Raw genomic sequence first — 19,000 nt, 5'->3', positions numbered from 1 at the left:
TTTTATATTAATTAAAAGCTGTTTCTAGAATGTCCTGAAGTTGGCGGTCATGTATTTTCTTAAATCCAACGGCAGTTGAAGCACTTGCTGGTCTGGCAATTATTTGAATAGCATTCCAATTCCAATGGAGTTTAATGAAACTAGCAGCACCCATATTTAAGGGTTCTTCTTGAACCCAGCTTGTTTTAGCGTTTGGAAATTTAAGTAGCATTTTTTCAATTTGTTTTGTCGGGAATGGGTATAATTGTTCAATTCTTATTATTGCTTTATTTTTTGATTGAATTTGCTCTTGTTTCAATTTTATATCATAATAAATCTGGCCACTGCAAAAAATAATTTCAGTAATTAAGTGAGGATCAAGAATCGGATCTTCAATAAGTTCCTTAAAATGATTTCCAGGATAAAATTCAAACAAATTAGAAACACATTTTGGATGTCTTAATAATGATTTTGGAGCCATAACAATGAGGGGTGTTCTGAAATCGCGAGAAAGTTGTCTGCGGATTAAATGAAAAAAATTGGATGGCGTGCTAACATTTGCAATCACCATATTTCGCTCAGCGCAGGATTGCAAAAAGCGTTCTAATCTTGCGGAAGAATGTTCTGGTCCTTGACCATCATATCCATGTGGCAAGAGTAATACAATCCCACTCATTCGGTTCCATTTGCTTTGAGCAGTTGAAATAAATTGATCAATGATAACTTGAGCGCCATTTGAAAAATCACCAAATTGAGCCTCCCAAAGTACGAGATGATTGGGAGAAGCTAGCGAATAGCCATATTCAAAACCTAGTACACCAAATTCAGAAAGCAAGGAATTGTATATTAAGAATTTTCCTTGCGTTTCATGCAGCTGTGAAAGCCGGTTATAAGAGGCGTTGGTTTTCTCTTCAAATAGGACTGCATGGCGGTGTGAAAATGTACCCCGTTTTACATCCTGACCACTCATTCTTACATTTTTTCCATCGGTGAGGATACTCGCATACGCTAATAACTCTGCTAAAGCCCAGTCCGCTGAATGGGTTTTTATTAAATCTTCCCATGATTTAAATAATCGTTTTATTTTGGGAAGTGCAGAGAAATTTTCAGGAATGGTAAGGAGTTTTTTTAATAATTGTTTAAGTTCATTTTCAGGGATCCCGGTATCAGGACTTGAATCAAAATCTTCATCGACTGTAAATTTTTTTAAACTTTTCCATGCAAGTTCAGGTTCTTGATAAGCATATGGAAGTGGGTTTTCTTTAACAAGATTCAAACGCTCTTGCAATAAATCCCAAAATTCTTTTTCCATTACTTCTGCTAATTGCGCTTGAACATCCCCTCTGCGTTCTAATACATTAATATACAATTCACGTACATTCGGATGCTTACTAATGATTTCATACATTTCAGGTTGTGTAAATTTCGGATCATCACCTTCATTATGACCATGACGCCGATAGCAAACCATATCTATAAAAATGTCACTATTAAATTTTTGGCGGTATTCCGTTGCGAATGTGGCAGCATACACAACCGCTTCAGGGTCATCACCATTTACATGTAAAACGGGTGCTTGAATAGTACTTGCTACGGAAGTACAATAGGTTGAGGAACGAGCATCTTCAAAATCGGTTGTAAATCCAATTTGATTATTTATTATAAAATGAATGGTGCCACCTGTGTAATAGCCCTCCAGTTGCGACATTTGAAGGGTCTCGTAAACAACACCTTGTCCAGCAATAGCAGAATCCCCATGAATAAGAATGGGTAATATTTTAGTATAATTGGAATCATATAGTAAATCTGCTTTTGCTCTGGCTAAACCACACACAACAGGATCTACTGCTTCCAAATGAGAGGGGTTCGGCGCTAATTTTAAATGCATGTCTTTGCCATCTATTGTTTTTATTTGGGAGGCAAATCCTAAATGATATTTTACATCCCCGCTACCAAAACTTAGGTCAGGGATTGCGGTACCTTCAAATTCATTAAATATTTGCTCATATGTTTTTCCAATAATATTTGCTAATACATTTAATCTGCCACGATGGGCCATTCCAAGGATCACCTCTTCTGCACCGAGTTTAGCACCAACATTAATAATTGCATCTAAAGCAGGTATTGTGCTTTCACCTCCTTCCAGCGAAAAACGCTTTTGCCCAACATATTTTGTATGTAAGAATTTTTCAAAAATTACAGATCCGTTTAATTTATGTAGAATTCTTTTTTTTGAACCGATTTCCAATCCATAATCTTCATCTAAAATTCTGGACTCAATTTTTTCAGTAATCCATACTCTCTTTTCATGAGATTCAATATGTGTAAATTCAAATCCTATTTTACCACAATAAATTTTCTTTAACTTAGAAACAATTTGTTCCATAGTTGCATTCGGTAAACCAATTTCACTGCCCGCAGATAATGGTCTGCTTAAATCTATTTGGGCAATTTGAAAATCAGAAAGATCTAGTTTTGCAATTCGATCCCTTCTTTTCCGAATAGGGTTTGTGTCTGAAAGTAAATGCGCTCTTGCACGATATGCTTGGATAAGTTGAAAAGCAGAAAATTCCAATGCTAAGTCCTGGTGATTTAAATCTGCTTGATTTAGTTTATTTCCGTTACTTGAAGATTGCGCAAAATCATAACCTTTAAAGAAATCTATCCAACTTGGATCTACTAAACCTGGGTCTTTTTGGTAGTTAGCGTATAAAGCCTCTAAATAGGAAGGATTCGCATTATATATAAAGGAGTAATCTTTCATAGCATTAAATAACAACAAAGCGAAGGCAAAGTTAAAGACTTCCGATTTAATCTATTGAACTTGGATTTAGCCATTTTTGTCATAAGTCCTTGATGTTTCTCTCTTTATTAGATTAGGGAGTTTCTAAAATTTGATGAAGGGATTCTGAAATTATAGGGGATAAATGGCTTGGTTGATAATATTCACAAGCATATTCTGGGACGAAATTCCAATTTGTTGTTTTGGTAGACAGCGAAATATTGGAAAGTGATTCTGAAGCCTGGTCATCGTTCTTTGATTAAGCGACTCCTTCAGGTTTCAAAATACCTGATATTTAAGTACAGCAAGGCTGTCGTTACTAAGAAATCCGATCATCCTGTGATATAATATATATGTTTTTTTGATATTTATTGAGTGCAAGGAATAAAAACATTATATATTTGATTAATACTAATGTATAAGAACTACTATCATAGTAATCTATATATAATGATTATATTCTATCTAACTCATTGAAAATCAAGTATTTTGAAATAAGTAGGCTTATTGGCTGATTATCAGCTTGATGTATATTAAAAAAAAAATTAATTTTTTTGTGGCAAAAAGTGGGAAAATGTGGAAATAGTATTTACATTTGTCCCAAGGAAACCAACTGAGCAAAAAAATGTACAATCTAACTGGTGAGTACGAAGTGAGATTAGACGACAAGAACAGGCTTCGCCTGCCTTCTGGTCTTAGCTCGCAACTAGGCGAAGGTGCATTAAAGCTCGTGGTTAACCGAGGATTTGAGAAGTGTTTACTCCTTTACCCGGAATCCGTCTGGGTAGAAAAGACGAAGGAAGTCAATCAACTCAATCAATATATTAGAAAGAATAGAGAGTTTGTAAGGTATTTCTACAGAGGTGCTACGCAATTGGTTTCAGATGCCTCCGGGCGTATTTTGATTCCTAAATTGCTACAGGAGCACGCAGGAATTGTTCACGATGTAGTATTGCTTGCGTATCATCAACATGTTGAATTGTGGTCTAAGGAGCAATATTTATTAATGGTAGAACAAGAGCCTGAAAACTTTGGATTACTTGCAGAAGAAGTTTTTGGACATAAAGATGTCTGAGCATTTGAATACGTATCATCATATTCCAGTGCTGTTAAAAGCATCTGTTGAAAATTTGATTACAGATCCGAATGGAGTTTATGTAGATGTGACATTTGGAGGAGGTGGACATAGCAAAGAGATTTTATCAAAAATTAGCAATCACGGAAAACTTTTTGCATTTGATAAAGATCAAAATGTTTTGAATCATATTCCGAAGGATGAACGATTTGAAATTATTTTTTCAGATTTCCGATACTTAAAGAAGTATATGGAATATTATAAAATTGAAAAATTGGATGGAATTCTTGCGGATTTAGGATTGTCATCGCACCATATTGATGAAACCAGTCGGGGTTTTTCTATATTTTCAGATAAGCCTTTAGATATGCGAATGAATACGAATCAAACATTAACTGCAAAAAATGTATTGATGCAATATTCAGAGCAACAACTGGAATTTTTAATAAAAACATTTGGTGAATTAACGAATGCAAGAATTATTGCAAAGCAATTAGTGAAAGACCGAAATAAGAAATCTTTTAATTCTTGTAAGGAATTTGCAAATTGGGCAGAAATGTTTGCCTACGGTAAAAAAGTAAAGTTTCTTGCACAATTGTTTCAAGCTTTTAGAATTGAAGTCAATAGAGAAATTGATTCATTGCAGGATTTGTTGAAACAGGGTTCGGAATTACTGAAAACTGGTGGGCGAATGGTTGTAATTAGTTATCATTCTCTAGAAGACCGCAAAGTGAAGCAATGGTTTAAAACAGGATCTCCAGAACTTCATTTAGAAGGAATGCAGAATTCCGAGATACCCTTTAAATCTTTGTACAAACAAGCAATTTTGCCAGATGAAAATGAACTCATATTAAACTCCCGTGCGCGTTCTGCGAAAATGCGAATTGGAGTAAAACAATAAAAAGGAATGGATTATAGCAGACATACAAAGAATGAAAACAAGAAGTATTCTTCTGTAAGTGCTATGATTGTCTGGAAGAATAAAATGTATTTGGTTTTTTTGTTTTCATTAATGTTAGTATATATTGGAAATGTTCAGTATTCAGAATATAGAATTCGCAAGACGCAAATTATTGAAAAGGAAATCACGCATTTGAAGTGGAATTACTGGACAATGAAATCTGGAATGATTTATAATGGAATGGAAGAACAAGTAGGAAAAAAAGTTTCAGAAAAAGAATTAATAATAAAGGAGGAAGCTCCTAAAGTTTTGATACAACAAGGGCAAAAAAATTAATGGATAGGCGGAAAGAATTTTTAATACGAGTCTACATTGTAATGGGTGTTTTCACACTCGTAGCTGGGATTCTTATCTGCAAAGCCTTTATCATCAATGTGATGGAAGGTGAAATATGGAGAAAAAAAAGCAGAGAATTATATTTCAACGTAATGGATATTAAGGCCGAGCGTGGAAAAATACTTGCTGATGATGGAAGTCCTTTAGCGACTTCCCAACCGATCTTTGAAATCAGAATGGATACAAAAGCAGCTGGGTTAACACAGGCTTTGTTTAATAAAAATGTAGATTCATTAGCATTTTGTATATCTACACATTTGTATCCTGGCAAATCAAAAAATGAAGTTAAGAATCAATTGACTCAAGCCAGGGAAAGATCAGATAGGTATGCATTTATTGCAAAAAATCTTAATTATGATCAACTCCAGTTACTAAAATCTTTTCCACTTTTTAGATTAGGTGCTAATAAAGGAGGAATGATTACAATTACTGAAAACAGAAGGGAAAAACCATACAAAAATTTTGCAAGCAGAACGGTAGGTTTGGATCGCGAAAATGCGGAACCAATTGGTTTGGAAAAGTCTTTCGATGCATATTTAAAAGGTAGAGAAGGGCACCGTGTTATGCGTAAAGTAGGTGCAAATGTTTATATCCCAGTAAATGGTTTGGAAGAAATTGTTGCGAAAAAAGGGAGTGATATCATCACTACAATTAATCCTGGAATTCAGGAAATTGCAGAACTTACACTTGCTGAGTCAATAACAAAACATCAGGCGGAAGAAGGTTGTGCAATCGTAATGGAAGTTGCTACCGGAGCCATCAAGGCTATTGCTAATTTATCTTGGAATGAAAATCAGGAATTGATTGAAACCTATAATTTTGCGATTGCGAAATCAAGTGAGCCAGGATCTACATTTAAATTAGCGAGTTTGTTAGCGATGCTTGAAGATGGTAAAATAGATACCACAACTGCAGTTGATTTAAATGGTGGTGCTTGTAAATTTTATGACAGAATCATGAAAGATTCTAAGCTGCATGGCATCGGAATGTCCGATTTAAGTTATTCTTTTATTCAATCCTCAAATGTTGGAATTTCAAAATTGGCATCTCATGTTTTTAATTCAAATGCATTAAAATTTATTGAGTATTTGCAGAAGTTTGGATTAAATCAGAAAACCGGAATTGAATTAGAAGGGGAACCACAACCCATGATTAAACATCCGGTTAAGAATAAAAATATTTGGTATGGAACTACCTTGCCCTGGATGTCTGTTGGATATGAGTTGCAATTAACGCCTTTGCAAGTATTAACTTTCTACAATGGGGTTGCGAATCATGGAAGAGTGATGAAACCTTACTTAGTAAGCGATATACTTGATGGACGAAAAATTGTAAAACATATTGAACCAAAAGTATTAAGAGATTCAATTGCATCTGATGCCACGCTTGTAAAAGTAAAAGCATTGTTGAAAGAAGTGGTAGAGATAGGGACGGCCAAAAACATCAAAAGTGAAGTTTATTCTATAGCTGGTAAAACAGGGACTGCAGTTAGCAATTATTTTGAGAAAGGCTTTGAAAAGAAAAATTATCAATCTTCTTTTGCTGGTTTTTTTCCTGCAGATGATCCAAAATATTCATGTATTGTAGTTGTTTACAATCCTCAGGAATCTGGATTTTATGGTGGAGAAGTAGCCGCGCCTGTTTTTAAAAAAATAGCAGATCGATGTATGCGTTCAGAATTTTCGAAAGTTGCTGTTATTAACCGAGATCCTAAATCGATTTTGGGAAGTGAAGCACTTCCGATTGGAAATAAAGGGTTTGCCTTAGACTTTGAAAAAGTATTCAAACATATAGGTTTACCTATAAATAATTTGGAATCTTCAAAATGGATTTCAACAATAGCAGGAGAAGATGGAGTGTATTCAAGATCGTGGGAGTTTAATTCGCAACGAATGCCAGATTTGATAGGAATGGGTTTGCGCGACGCCATGTATATCATGGATATCTATGGTGTCCAATTAATTCCACACGGGAAGGGAAAAATAAGATCACAAAGTATAAGTCCGGGTTCGGCTATTCAGAATCGTGTGATAGAATTATATTTAGAATAATTAAAAAAATGTTCTTTGAAAAGTTTGGGTAATTTTCTACCGTTTAATGCAGAATTTGAAATTAAAGGTTCTGTAGAAAAAAACGTGAATGGATTTAGTTTTAATTCCAAAAATGTAGGAAGCGAAATTGCATTTGTTGCTAAGAAGGGCACGTATTTAGACGGTCATGATTTCATTGCAGATGCTATTAACCATGGATGCGAGTTGGTTTTTTGTGAAAAATTTCCATTGCATTGTCCGGAACAAGTCACATTTGTAAAGTGTGATTCTATTTCAAGACAACTTGGTGATATATTAAATGCATTTTATAATTATGATTTAACAAATCTGATCCTCATTGGAGTAACCGGTACGAATGGCAAAACAACCATCGTGACTTTGTTATATCAACTGTTTGGATTATTAGGTTACAAGTGTGGATTAATCTCGACTGTTGAGAATCGGATTGCTGATAAAGTGATACCAGCAACCCATACAACACCAGATCAGATTGCACTGTACGATTTATTGTATCAAATGCAAAAAAATAATTGTAGCCATGTATTTATGGAGGTGAGTTCTCATGCATTAGATCAAAAACGGATTGGTGGATTGAACTTTACAGGAGCCATCTTTACAAATATTACGCATGATCATTTGGATTATCATAAAACATTTAAAGCATATATTGAAGCAAAAAAATATTTTTTTGATACCTTAGATAAAAAGGCCTTTGCGCTTGTAAATGGGGATGATGTGAATGCAAGCATTATGGTGCAGAATACAAAGGCAAAAGTGCAGACATATGCATTGCATAATATGGCAGTTTTTAGAGCTCGGATTTTGGAGAATAGTTTTTCAGGATTACATTTAAAATTTGGAAATACAGAATGGTTTTCGCGATTAATTGGTTCATTTAATGCATATAATTTAGCTGCTGTTTATGGTTGTTCAATATTAATGGGATATAAGGAAGATGAAGTTCTAAAAATTATGTCCACGTTGCTTCCTCCAAAAGGAAGATTTGATTGGATTCGCAATGAAGAAAATGGGAAAATTGGAATTGTAGATTTTGCACATACACCAGATGCATTAGAGAAAATTCTAAAGAATATTATAGAAATTAAAAGCAAGGAACAAAAAATTATAACAGTCATTGGATGTGGAGGCGATAGAGACAAGACGAAAAGACCAGAAATGGGTCAGATTGCTTCTCGATTGAGTGATCGAATTGTTTTAACTTCCGATAATCCAAGAAGTGAAGATCCTTTTCAAATTCTTAAAGATATTGAAAAGGGTATATTGGAATCGAAGAAAATAGATTGCATTGTTATTGAAGATCGAGCTCAAGCAATAAAGTCCGCTTGCATGATATCAGGAAATAATGACATTGTTTTGATAGCAGGAAAAGGACATGAAAAGTATCAAGAGATCAAAGGGCAGAAGTTGCCATTTGACGATCTGGAAAATTTGAAAACATATTTGTTAAACTTATAAAAGAAAATAGAGTAGGTTCTATTATCATTCTCAGGTTGGTTTTAACAGATACAGCAGGTGATTGTGACCAAAGGGATCAGGTCCCTGCTGTACTGTTATTTTCCACAAAAAATTTGGATTTATTATCAAATTTCTAAATTGGCTATGAATTCTTTAATATACATTCAAGAGTTCATAGGTATTTACAAATGCACTGTATAAATAAATTTGATTTGTTTATTGATTTGATCCCAGACTAAGCAAAGCGTTCATTCTTGATTTATTTTTAAAATTTTATTTTTTACTGGATATAGAAATTTTTAGATGGATTGTATTTATTTATAGATGTAGTTTCCATTAATTTTTACTACTAAAAATGTTATATTATTTATTTCAATTTACGGAAAAATTATTTCATTTACCAGGTGGAAGATTGTTTCAATACATATCTTTTAGAGCTGGACTTGCGATCATTTTATCATTAATTATCTCCATGGTTTTTGGTGATCGCATTATCCGTTATTTGAAGAAATTGCAGATTGGTGAATCCATACGGGATTTGGGTTTAGAAGGCCAAAAACAGAAAGAAGGTACACCAACAATGGGTGGAATTATTATCATTCTTGCGATTTGTATTCCTTGTTTGTTATTAGCAAGATTAGACAATGTTTATATCCAGGTAATGTTATTTACTACGGTATGGATGGGATTAATTGGTTTTGCGGATGATTATATTAAAGTTTTTCTGAAAGATAAGTCCGGTCTTAAGGCTATTTTTAAAATATTGGGGCAAGTAGTTTGCGGACTAGTGATTGCTCTTGTTATGTTATACCATGAAAAGATTTTAGTGCGGATGCCAAAAGCAGAAGCATTAAAAATGCATTATGTGATAGAAGAAGAATTTACAACATGGGATGCCATTCGAAATCAAACACATGAGTATGTTTATGTGAAAACACAGTTAACAAACGTTCCATTTTTAAAAGGAAATCGCTTTGATTATTATTGGATATCGGAATTTTTTGGTGATAATAAACATGTATGGATTTGGTTAATTTTTATTCCAATTGTAATATTTATTGTCACAGCAGTTTCAAATGCTGCGAATTTAACAGATGGATTAGATGGTCTTGCAACAGGGGTCTCTGCTGTAATAGCTATGACTTTAGCAATTTTAGCCTATGTATCTGGTAATGCAATTGTCGCTGATTACTTAAGTATTTTCTATTTGCCATATAGTGGCGAGTTGGTAGTTTTTTCAGCAGCTTTTTTAGGTGCCTGTGTCGGATTTTTATGGTATAATTCTTTTCCCGCGAAAGTATTTATGGGAGATACTGGGAGTTTGGCATTAGGAGGAATTATTGCTGCTTTGGCAATATTGCTGCGAAAAGAATTATTGATACCCTTGTTTTGTGGAGTTTTCTTTATTGAAAGTTTGTCGGTTGTAATACAAGTGGCATATTTTAAATTTACAAAAAGAAAATTTGGAGAAGGCAGACGAATTTTTTTAATGTCTCCTCTGCACCATCATTTTCAAAAGAAGGGAATGCATGAAGCAACAATTTCAGTGCGGTTTTGGATTGTAACATTGATTTTAGCAGTATTTACAATTATAACGCTAAAAATCAGATAAGATATGATATTGATTTTGGGAGCGGGTGAAAGTGGTGTCGGGGCAGCTTTGCTGGCTAAGAAAATGACATTGCCTGTATTTGTAAGTGATAGCAATGCAATAAGAGATTCTTTTAGAAAGGAGCTTATTGATAATGAAATTGACTTTGAAGAAGGAAGTCACGACATCGCTTATGGAATATCACCCAATTTTATTGTGAAAAGTCCAGGCATACCTGATCAAGCAGAAATCATCGGCCATTTCAAAAACCAAGGTATTGATGTAATTTCAGAAATTGAGTTTGCTTACAGGTATTGCCGCGGGACGATAATAGGGATAACAGGAAGTAATGGAAAAACAACGACAACGAATCTTATTTTTCATCTTCTTAAGCAAAATAATAAGGATGTAATTAAAGCAGGTAATGTTGGTTTTTCTTTTGCCAGAGCTATAAGTATAAAGAATTGGGAGTATTATGTTTTGGAGTTAAGTAGCTTTCAATTAGATGGAATCCAAGAATTTAAGCCCCGGTTTGGAGTATTACTTAATATTACACCGGATCATATGGATCGATATCAAAATCAATTTGATTTATATGTCGCTTCGAAATTTCGAATTACAGAAAATCAAACATCAGAGGATTTTTTAATTACCTATGAAAAAGATCCTGCCATTCAAAAATATTTAAAAGAGCATGGAATCCAAGCTAGATTACTTTCACTGAATCCCGATTTTAATTTAAATGAAGAAGTGATCTTGGATGGTTCCATAATTGCTAATTTGAAGAACACAGTTTTAAAAGGAAAACACAATGCAATTAATGTTGCTTGTGCTGTTAAAATTGCAACGTTTATAGGATTAAGGCAAGAAGAAATTCAATCTGCATTGCTGAATTTTGTAAATGATCCACATCGGTTAGAATCGGTTGGAGAAATTAATGAGGTGCTTTTTGTGAATGATAGCAAAGCTACAAATGTCGATTCCGTATTTTGGGCATTAGATGCAATGAAGCAAAAAGTAGTGTGGATTGCAGGTGGTCTGGATAAGGGAAATGATTATGCAGCAATCGAAGCACTTGTAGTACAGAAAGTATCGGCATTAATTTGCCTTGGTGTAGATAATCAAAAATTATTAAAGAGCTTCACAAAGATCGTTCCTTTAATTAAGGATACGCATTCAATTCAAGATGCAGTTAGAATTGCATTTGAAATTGCAAAAAAAGGCGAAGTCGTTTTGTTATCGCCTGGTTGTGCAAGTTTTGATTTATTTAAAAATTATGAAGATCGCGGTAACCAATTTAAAGAGGAAGTAAAGAAATTAAGTCTATTAACTAAATAACATGACACTTAATATTATTAAAGACAAAATCTTAAGTCCAAATTTTATCTGGACTCTGATTTTCTTATTGGTAGGTATATCTTTAGTTGCAGTATATAGTGCGTCCGGAAGTTTAACAAAGTATGATGCTGACAATACCTCTTATTTTCTGGGTCGGCATGTTAGTTTTGTTTTAATAGGTTTAACACTCATTTGGATATTTAGTAAAATTGATTATACCTTATTTAATCGATGGGCACCTGCAATGCTCGTTGTCTCAATATTTTTCTTGATTTTGACTTTTTTCTTTGGTGTAAATGTAAATGATGCCAGACGTTGGTTAAATATTCCAATTTTAAATCTTACATTTCAAGTTTCAGATTTTGCGAAGCTTGCTTTGATTTTGTATTTAGCAAGGTCAATTTCAGAAAAACAAGATGTCATTAAAGGATTTAAATCTGCATTCATACCAATCATGTTACCAATACTTATTGTGTGTGGATTAATTGCACCTTCAAACCTAAGTACTGCTGCCGTTTTATTTTTAGGTTGTGTTATCATGATGTTTGTTGGAAGAATTGATATGAAGTATATATTGATGCTAGTAGGCTTGGGAATATTATTATTAATTTGTTTGGTCTATCTTGAAAATTTGTTTCCTGGTTTGACTCGAGCAGAAACTTGGATGTCAAGGATCAATAAATTTCGCTATGGCACAGAGGAAGAGTATCAATTAGAGCAAGCAAAAATGGCTATTGCAAACGGCCATTGGTTTATTCCGAGTCCTGGAAATAGTATGTTAAGAAATTTTATTCCATACTCATATGCTGATTTTATTTATCCAATTATTTGTGAAGAATATGGTTTAATATTAGGGGGTTTTGGTGTCATCTTATTATACCTGGCCTTATTAGTTCATTGCGTAGGGATTGTGAGTAACACAACGCGTGCATTTGGAGCTTTATTAACGATAGGGATTGGTATCAATATGGTTATGCAAGCATTTTCAAATATTGCAGTTGCGCTGGGATTGGTTCCGGTTACCGGGTTACCACTTCCATTTATAAGTATGGGAGGAACTTCTTTAATCTTTACAAGCATTTCATTAGGAATGATAATTAGTGTGAGCAGGCATATTAGTAACTTGAAACTTGAGCTTGAACCAAATGAAGAAATGGATTCAGAAAGTATAGATATTCACAATAGCAAACTTGCAAATGAAGCTTTTAATTAGCGGTGGCGGTACCGGTGGGCATGTGTTTCCTGCAATTGCGATTGCGGATGCAGTAAAATGTTTAGTTCCAGATGTTGAAATCTTATTCGTTGGGGCATTAGGAAAAATTGAAATGCAAAAAGTTCCTGAAGCGGGTTATAGAATTATAGGTTTGCCAATTCGTGGAATCCAAAGGAATCTTTCAATCGAAAATGTGAAGCTTGTTTATCGCTTAATGAAATGTATGTGGATGGCTAAAAATATTTTAAAGGAATTTCAACCAGATGTTGTCGTTGGAGTAGGAGGATATGCAAGTGGTCCCATGCTCAGGATGGCTTCCTGGTTTACGATTCCAATTTTAATTCAAGAACAAAATTCATATCCAGGGATTACAAACCGGTTGCTTGCAAAAGCAGCCCAAAAAATATGTGTTGCATTTGAAGGAATGGAAAATTATTTTCAAAAAAATAAAATTATACTAACGGGCAATCCGGTAAGAACTGCTTTTAAAGCGCAGCATGATCGTGTTGAAGCAAGGACTTATTTCGGATTGGAAAAAAGTAAATTTACCATTGGTGTTTTTGGAGGAAGTTTAGGTGCACGTGCAATGAATGATGCAATAATTTCAATGTCTTTGAATATTTCAGAAAGAAATGACATTCAGTGGATTTGGCAAACAGGGAGTATGTATGCAGAAGAAATGCAAAAATCTTCATTGGCAACAGCAACAAATGTAAAGATGCTTCCTTTTGTCGATCGTATTGATATTGCTTACAGTGCTTGTGATCTGGTAGTTGCAAGAGCTGGTGCTTTAACATTAGCAGAACTTTGTATTCTGGGTACACCTTGTATTCTTGTACCATCTCCAAATGTAGCTGAAGATCATCAGCGAAAAAATGCAGAAGCAATTACAGGTAAAGGTGCTGCAAAAATGATTTTAGATGCAGATTTGAAAAATTGTCTTTGGAATGAAATTATAAAGTTATTAGAAAATTCAGAAGAGCGAGAAAAAATGAGCTTTGAATTAAAGCAATTGGCAAAGCCAGATGCGGATTTAAATATCGCAAAGGCAATTCTTACTTTAGTTAAAGTTGCAGTGTAGTAACAATGTATAAAAAATTATATTTTATTGGAATTGGTGGCATCGGAATGAGTGCGTTAGCTCGCTATTACAGTAAACGAGGTGTTGCAGTTTATGGATATGATAAAACAAAAACGGAATTAACGGAATGCTTGGAGAAGGAAGGAATGAAAATCCATTATGAAGATCGAATTGATTTCATACCAGATAATTTAGATTTGGCAATAATAACACCAGCGATTCCAATGGATTTATTAGAATATCAGCATCTATTAAAGTTGAATATTCCAGTATTAAAGCGATCTCAAGTGCTGGGTCAAATAACTTCAATTGAAAATAATATTGCAGTTGCAGGTACCCATGGAAAAACAACTACAAGTGTATTAATTGCGCATATTTTATTTGATTCTGGTATCGGAATTACTGCTTTTCTTGGTGGGATCGCTTTAAATTATAAAACTAATTTTCTGGATAATGGCAGTGCTTGGGTTGTTGAAGAAGCAGATGAGTACGACCGCTCATTTCTTAATTTACACCCTTCTATAGCAATCATTGGTTCTTTAGATGCAGACCATCTGGATATTTACGGGTCCAGAGAACAAATGGTAGAGAATTACTTGCGATTTGCAAGTCAAATAAAAGGAAATGGAATTTTATTAATGAGTGACACCATCGATCCAACAGAAATTCAATTGTTTAAAAATACTTGTGTCGGAAATAGGGTTATGCGTTATGGTTTTAATAATACTGAAGTAAAAGTAACGATTGTTGGAACAGAAAAGGGTTGGACAACGTTTAATTATATTAGTGATAATGTTAATATGTTAAATTTAGCAATCCGTCTTCCAGGTCAACACAATATTCGAAATACCGCTGCTGCCATAAGGGTAGCACTGGAATTAGGAATATCTGAAGATCAAATCCGAAGCAGCATCTTAAATTTTAAAGGAATTAAAAGAAGATTTGAATGGATTTATGAAACAGAAGATAATGTTTTAATTGATGATTATGCACATCACCCTGAAGAATTAAGGGCTGTAATTTCAGCTTGTAGAGATGCTTACCCTGCCAGGAAAATTACAGGAATTTTTCAACCGCATTTATATTCTCGGACGCGCGACTTTATGGAAGATTTTGCAGCCGTATTAGCGCACTTGGATGTTATCATTTTGGTAGAACTTTATCCTGCAAGGGAATTGGAAATACCAGGGATAAGTTCAGAAACTTTATTTCTGAAAATTAAGCATCCAAATAAACATCTTAGTTTGAAAAAGAATCTATGTAATCTAATTGAAACTTTGGAAATGGATGTGGTTTTGTGTTTGGGTGCAGGAGATTTGGATATGATGATGGATGAAATTAAGGATGCCGTATTTGGTTCTACGGATTTAAAAAAATCAGCATGAATACAAAAGTTAAAGGGCTTGTTATCATACTTGTAAATATTTTAATCCTGGTAGGTGTTGCAATTTTATGGATGAATTCAATCAGGCAACAGAGAATTCTTAAATCACAAGGTTTAAAAATACAAATATTTAATTCGGTCTCTAGTGAAACGCTCCTGGAAAAAAGTGATATTTTAAATTGGTTAAACGAATTCTATAAAAAGGATATTCGAAAAATTCCAGCATATTCTTTGAATTTAAAAAAATTGGAAGAGTACTTATTGTCTCAAGAACTTGTAAAACGAGCAGATACATATCTCGATGCAAAAGATCAATTGCATGTAGATATTTATCAAAGGAATCCTTTAGTTCGAATAATGGATAAAAGTGGGCATCAATATTTTTTAGATGAAGATGGATTTAAAATATCGGTTTCTCAGCAATATTCAACAAGAATCCCGGTTGCTACTGGGAATTTGACGAGCGTACAGGGTAAAAAATTATCTGTAACAGAGTTAAGTTATTATAAAGGGTTATTAGATATTGCTAAGGCAATTAGAAAAGATACGTTTGCGAATTCACTCATAGAGCAAATAGATTTAGATGAAAATGGGGAGTTTACCTTAATTCCGAAAATTGGAAACGAACAAATATTTATTGGTAGTTCAGAAATTATTGAAGATAAATTGGATCGTTTGAAGTTATTTTATAAAGAAAATATGGGACGCCAAGGGTGGAATTATTATAAGCTTGTGAACTTAAAGTTTAAAGGCCAAATTATTGGAAAAAAAATACAGCAGGAAAGTTAAATCTTAATTTGAATAAATTTAAAATTATCATATGGAATCAATACTCAATCCTAATCCCGAAATTGTAGTTGCTCTAAATATTGGAACCAACAAAGTGATTGCTATGGTTGGCAAGAAAAACATTTTAGGCAAAATGGAAATTCTTGGCTATGGAAAAGCATCTTGTGATGGTGTGATGAGAGGTGTAGTCACCAATATTGAAAAAACATCAAAAGCAATTTGCGATGCGGTGGATATGGCTGAAAAGAAATCCAAACAGGAAATTCAATCTGTCTTTGTTGGAATTGCCGGTGACCATATAAAGAGTATGCATCAACAAGGTGTACTTTATCGCGATGATCCTAAAAAGGAAATAAGTCAGGAAGACATAGATCGATTGACGCAAGAAATGTATAAAATTCCACTTGCACATGGTGATAAAATACTACATATAATTCCACAAGAATTTTTTGTTGATCATAAAGAGGGACATATAGATCCGATAGGAATGTCAGGCTCAAGATTGGAATCGAATTTTCATTTAATTACCGCAAGTACAGATGCTTTGGATAATTTAATGAGGGCAATTGATAAAGCGGGTCTTTCTATTGCCGGATTTGTATTGGAGTCTATTGCCACGGCGGATGCTGTTTTATCAACAGAGGAAAAAGACGGAGGTGTTGTTATGGTAGACTTAGGTAGTGGAACAACGGAAGTTTCTATTTATTTTGAAGGAATCATTCGATATACATCGGTGATTCCATTGGGGTCAAATGTCATTACAAAAGATATAAAAGTGGGTTGCAGTGTAATGCCAGATCAAGCAGAAAAGTTGAAAGTTAGATTTGGCTCGGCATTAGCAGATGAAATTGTTGATAATCGGGTAATTACGATACCAGGCTTAATGGGCCGCGAACCAAAGGAAATATCAGAAAAGAATTTAGCCCGGATAATTCAATCCAGAGTTGAAGAGCTTTTTGAGTATGTCATGTGGGAAATCCGAAGGAGTGGTTTTGAGAATCATTTAATTGCGGGGATGGTCTTGACAGGTGGAGGATCTAAATTGAAAGATATAGAATTACTTGCCGAATATCAGACGGGATTATCTACAAGAATTGGAGAAGCACTAGATCATAAAATATCTTATTTCGATAGAGAATATGCGCACCCTTCATTTGCAACTGTTATTGGAATTTTGGGTGAAGCATTACAAAAAGTAACGCCGGGTTTACCTGCGGAGCCAAAAGAACTTAATACAAATTCTGTTTTTGATTTAAACGAGGATGATTTTGAATTGGAAAAGGTAGCCATGGAAGCAAGGAACGACCAGGAAAAATCAGGATGGATTAACCGTGTAGTGTCTAAAAGCTATGATTCCATTAGAGACTTTTTCGGACCAAGTGCCGATAATTATTTTTAATAAATTTATTTTAATTATATATAAAAAAAAATCATAAATTATTTTTAATTTTAATATGTAATTGTATATCTTTACACCATCAATAGATATTGAAAAATATTAATATGAGCAAAGGGTCCATTATTAAAGTAATAGGTGTCGGTGGCGGAGGAACCAATGCGGTAACGCATATGTTCAGTCAGGGCATCCGGGGCGTAGATTTTGCCATATGTAATACAGATCAACAATCTTTGGATATCAGTCCGGTGCCTGTAAAAATTCAATTAGGTCCATTATTGACTGTTGGAAGAGGTGCAGGAAATAATCCTGAAGTTGGGAAACAAGCTTGTTTAGAGTCGGTTGAAGAACTGAAGGAATTTTTACAAGGGGATACAAAAATGTTATTTATTACAGCTGGAATGGGCGGTGGAACCGGTACAGGTGCAGCCCCAATATTAGCTAAAATCGCACGGGAATTAGACATTTTAACAGTTGGTATAATTACCTTGCCATTTGTATTTGAAGGGCCTCGCAGAGGGCGGTTAGCGCATGATGGATTAGAGCAATTGAAACAGAATGTAGATGCACTTATCGTGGTTTCTAATAATAAACTTAGAGAGATGTTTGGCAATTTGCCGATGTCCAGTGCTTTCTCCCATGCAGATAACGTGCTTGCAATTGCAGCTAAAGGAATTGCCGAAATAATTACGGTACCTGGATATATCAATGTTGATTTTGAAGATGTGAATTTTGTGATGAAGGAAAGTGGTGTTGCAATTATGGGTTCTGCTATGGCCGGTGGCGAAGACAGAGCTAAAAAAGTAATTGAAAATGCATTGAATTCACCTTTATTGGAAGATAATGATATTCGAGGTGCTAAGCATATCCTTCTGAATATTACAACGGGCCGTAATCCAGAGATTACAATGGATGAAGTTGGTGAAATTACCGAGTATATACAACAAGAAGCAGGATATGAAACCGATTTGATTTGGGGTTCTTGTGTTGACGATAGTCTAAACGATCAAATTAGTGTAACCCTTATAGCTACTGGTTTTGGTGCAGGTTATAAAGATAGAAATACAGCTACTTCAAAATTAAAAATCAACTTAGATCAAGACGAGAAACTGGATCCTCAAGAGGATGCCTTTAAATCAAATGCAACCGTTTTCGATTTTGAAGATGAAACTGATAAAAATCAAAAAATTACGCCTTCTTTGTTTGATATGGGATCTAACTCATTTAATCAATTTAAGAAAAAAGAGGATGTAATGAATACTCCGTTAAATATTAGAAACCCGGGTTATAATCATCAAAGACCTTCTCTGTCTGATCTAAAAAATCTGGCAGAAGCAGAAAATACACCAGCATACGAACGAAGGAACGTACGTTTGGATTCTATTAATCACTCTTCAGAACTCAATTCATCCCGTATAAAAATGGTGATGGATGAGGACAATAGACCGGAAATCCGGGAAGAGAATTCATTCCTTCACGATAATGTCGATTAAAGATGCTTCGTCTTTTCATACCTTTTCATGAGATTGGTTTATTGGTCCGGATGCT

General features: G+C 34.3%; 14 protein-coding genes. 13 read left to right on the top strand and 1 reads right to left on the bottom strand.

The genetic code is table 11. The annotated features are described in order from the left end of the window. Window positions 1–7: 7 nt before the first annotated feature. Window positions 8–2,743, bottom strand: a complete 2,736-nt coding sequence (locus tag IPO86_14210) for a 2-oxoglutarate dehydrogenase E1 component (protein ID MBK9729258.1) — start codon at window positions 2,741–2,743, stop codon at window positions 8–10. 643 nt (window positions 2,744–3,386) lie between these two features. Here IPO86_14210 and IPO86_14205 point away from each other — a divergent pair. From IPO86_14205 to ftsZ, 13 genes are all read left to right on the top strand, one after another. Next, window positions 3,387–3,836: a division/cell wall cluster transcriptional repressor MraZ gene (locus tag IPO86_14205; GenBank protein MBK9729257.1), complete on the top strand. Its 450-nt coding sequence runs from the start codon at window positions 3,387–3,389 to the stop codon at window positions 3,834–3,836. Further along, window positions 3,829–4,737 carry a 16S rRNA (cytosine(1402)-N(4))-methyltransferase RsmH gene (rsmH, locus tag IPO86_14200; GenBank protein MBK9729256.1) on the top strand — a complete coding sequence of 303 codons (909 nt, stop codon included), beginning with the start codon at window positions 3,829–3,831 and terminating at the stop codon, window positions 4,735–4,737. Before IPO86_14205 ends, rsmH begins: the two co-directional genes overlap by 8 nt. Window positions 4,738–4,743: 6 nt before the next feature. Beyond that, a complete protein-coding gene (locus tag IPO86_14195) occupies window positions 4,744–5,073 on the top strand; it encodes a hypothetical protein (GenBank protein MBK9729255.1) in 330 nt (109 codons plus the stop codon). After that, the gene (locus tag IPO86_14190; GenBank protein MBK9729254.1) at window positions 5,073–7,184 is read left to right on the top strand and encodes a transpeptidase family protein; all 2,112 of its coding nucleotides are present in this window, start codon (window positions 5,073–5,075) and stop codon (window positions 7,182–7,184) included. The genes IPO86_14195 and IPO86_14190 overlap by 1 nt, the downstream gene beginning before the upstream one ends. Window positions 7,185–7,208: 24 nt before the next feature. Then, window positions 7,209–8,660: a UDP-N-acetylmuramoyl-L-alanyl-D-glutamate--2,6-diaminopimelate ligase gene (locus tag IPO86_14185; protein ID MBK9729253.1), complete on the top strand. Its 1,452-nt coding sequence runs from the start codon at window positions 7,209–7,211 to the stop codon at window positions 8,658–8,660. Between the two features lie 355 nt (window positions 8,661–9,015). Then, on the top strand, window positions 9,016–10,272 hold the full coding sequence (locus IPO86_14180; GenBank protein ID MBK9729252.1) for a phospho-N-acetylmuramoyl-pentapeptide-transferase: 1,257 nt from the start codon (window positions 9,016–9,018) through the stop codon (window positions 10,270–10,272). Window positions 10,273–10,275: 3 nt separating this feature from the next. After that, entirely contained in the window at window positions 10,276–11,589 is a 1,314-nt protein-coding gene (gene murD / locus IPO86_14175; protein MBK9729251.1) for a UDP-N-acetylmuramoyl-L-alanine--D-glutamate ligase, read from the top strand. A 1-nt stretch (window position 11,590) separates the two neighbouring features. Beyond that, window positions 11,591–12,802 (top strand): FtsW/RodA/SpoVE family cell cycle protein, encoded by a 1,212-nt coding sequence (locus IPO86_14170; protein ID MBK9729250.1) that lies wholly within the window; start codon window positions 11,591–11,593, stop codon window positions 12,800–12,802. Further along, on the top strand, window positions 12,786–13,883 hold the full coding sequence (murG, locus tag IPO86_14165; GenBank protein ID MBK9729249.1) for an undecaprenyldiphospho-muramoylpentapeptide beta-N-acetylglucosaminyltransferase: 1,098 nt from the start codon (window positions 12,786–12,788) through the stop codon (window positions 13,881–13,883). Before IPO86_14170 ends, murG begins: the two co-directional genes overlap by 17 nt. Before the next feature lie 5 nt (window positions 13,884–13,888). Next, the gene (locus IPO86_14160) at window positions 13,889–15,268 is read left to right on the top strand and encodes a UDP-N-acetylmuramate--L-alanine ligase (GenBank protein MBK9729248.1); all 1,380 of its coding nucleotides are present in this window, start codon (window positions 13,889–13,891) and stop codon (window positions 15,266–15,268) included. Beyond that, window positions 15,265–16,056 (top strand): hypothetical protein, encoded by a 792-nt coding sequence (locus tag IPO86_14155; GenBank protein ID MBK9729247.1) that lies wholly within the window; start codon window positions 15,265–15,267, stop codon window positions 16,054–16,056. The genes IPO86_14160 and IPO86_14155 overlap by 4 nt, the downstream gene beginning before the upstream one ends. Window positions 16,057–16,087: 31 nt before the next feature. After that, complete coding sequence (gene ftsA, locus IPO86_14150) at window positions 16,088–17,455, top strand: cell division protein FtsA (protein MBK9729246.1); 1,368 nt, start codon at window positions 16,088–16,090, stop codon at window positions 17,453–17,455. Between the two features lie 104 nt (window positions 17,456–17,559). After that, window positions 17,560–18,945, top strand: a complete 1,386-nt coding sequence (ftsZ, locus tag IPO86_14145; protein ID MBK9729245.1) for a cell division protein FtsZ — start codon at window positions 17,560–17,562, stop codon at window positions 18,943–18,945. Window positions 18,946–19,000 lie beyond the last annotated feature (55 nt).

The organism is Saprospiraceae bacterium (assembly GCA_016717265.1).
Classification (GTDB): Bacteria; Bacteroidota; Bacteroidia; order Chitinophagales; family Saprospiraceae; genus Vicinibacter.
This window is presented reverse-complemented; position numbering and strand designations above follow the sequence as displayed.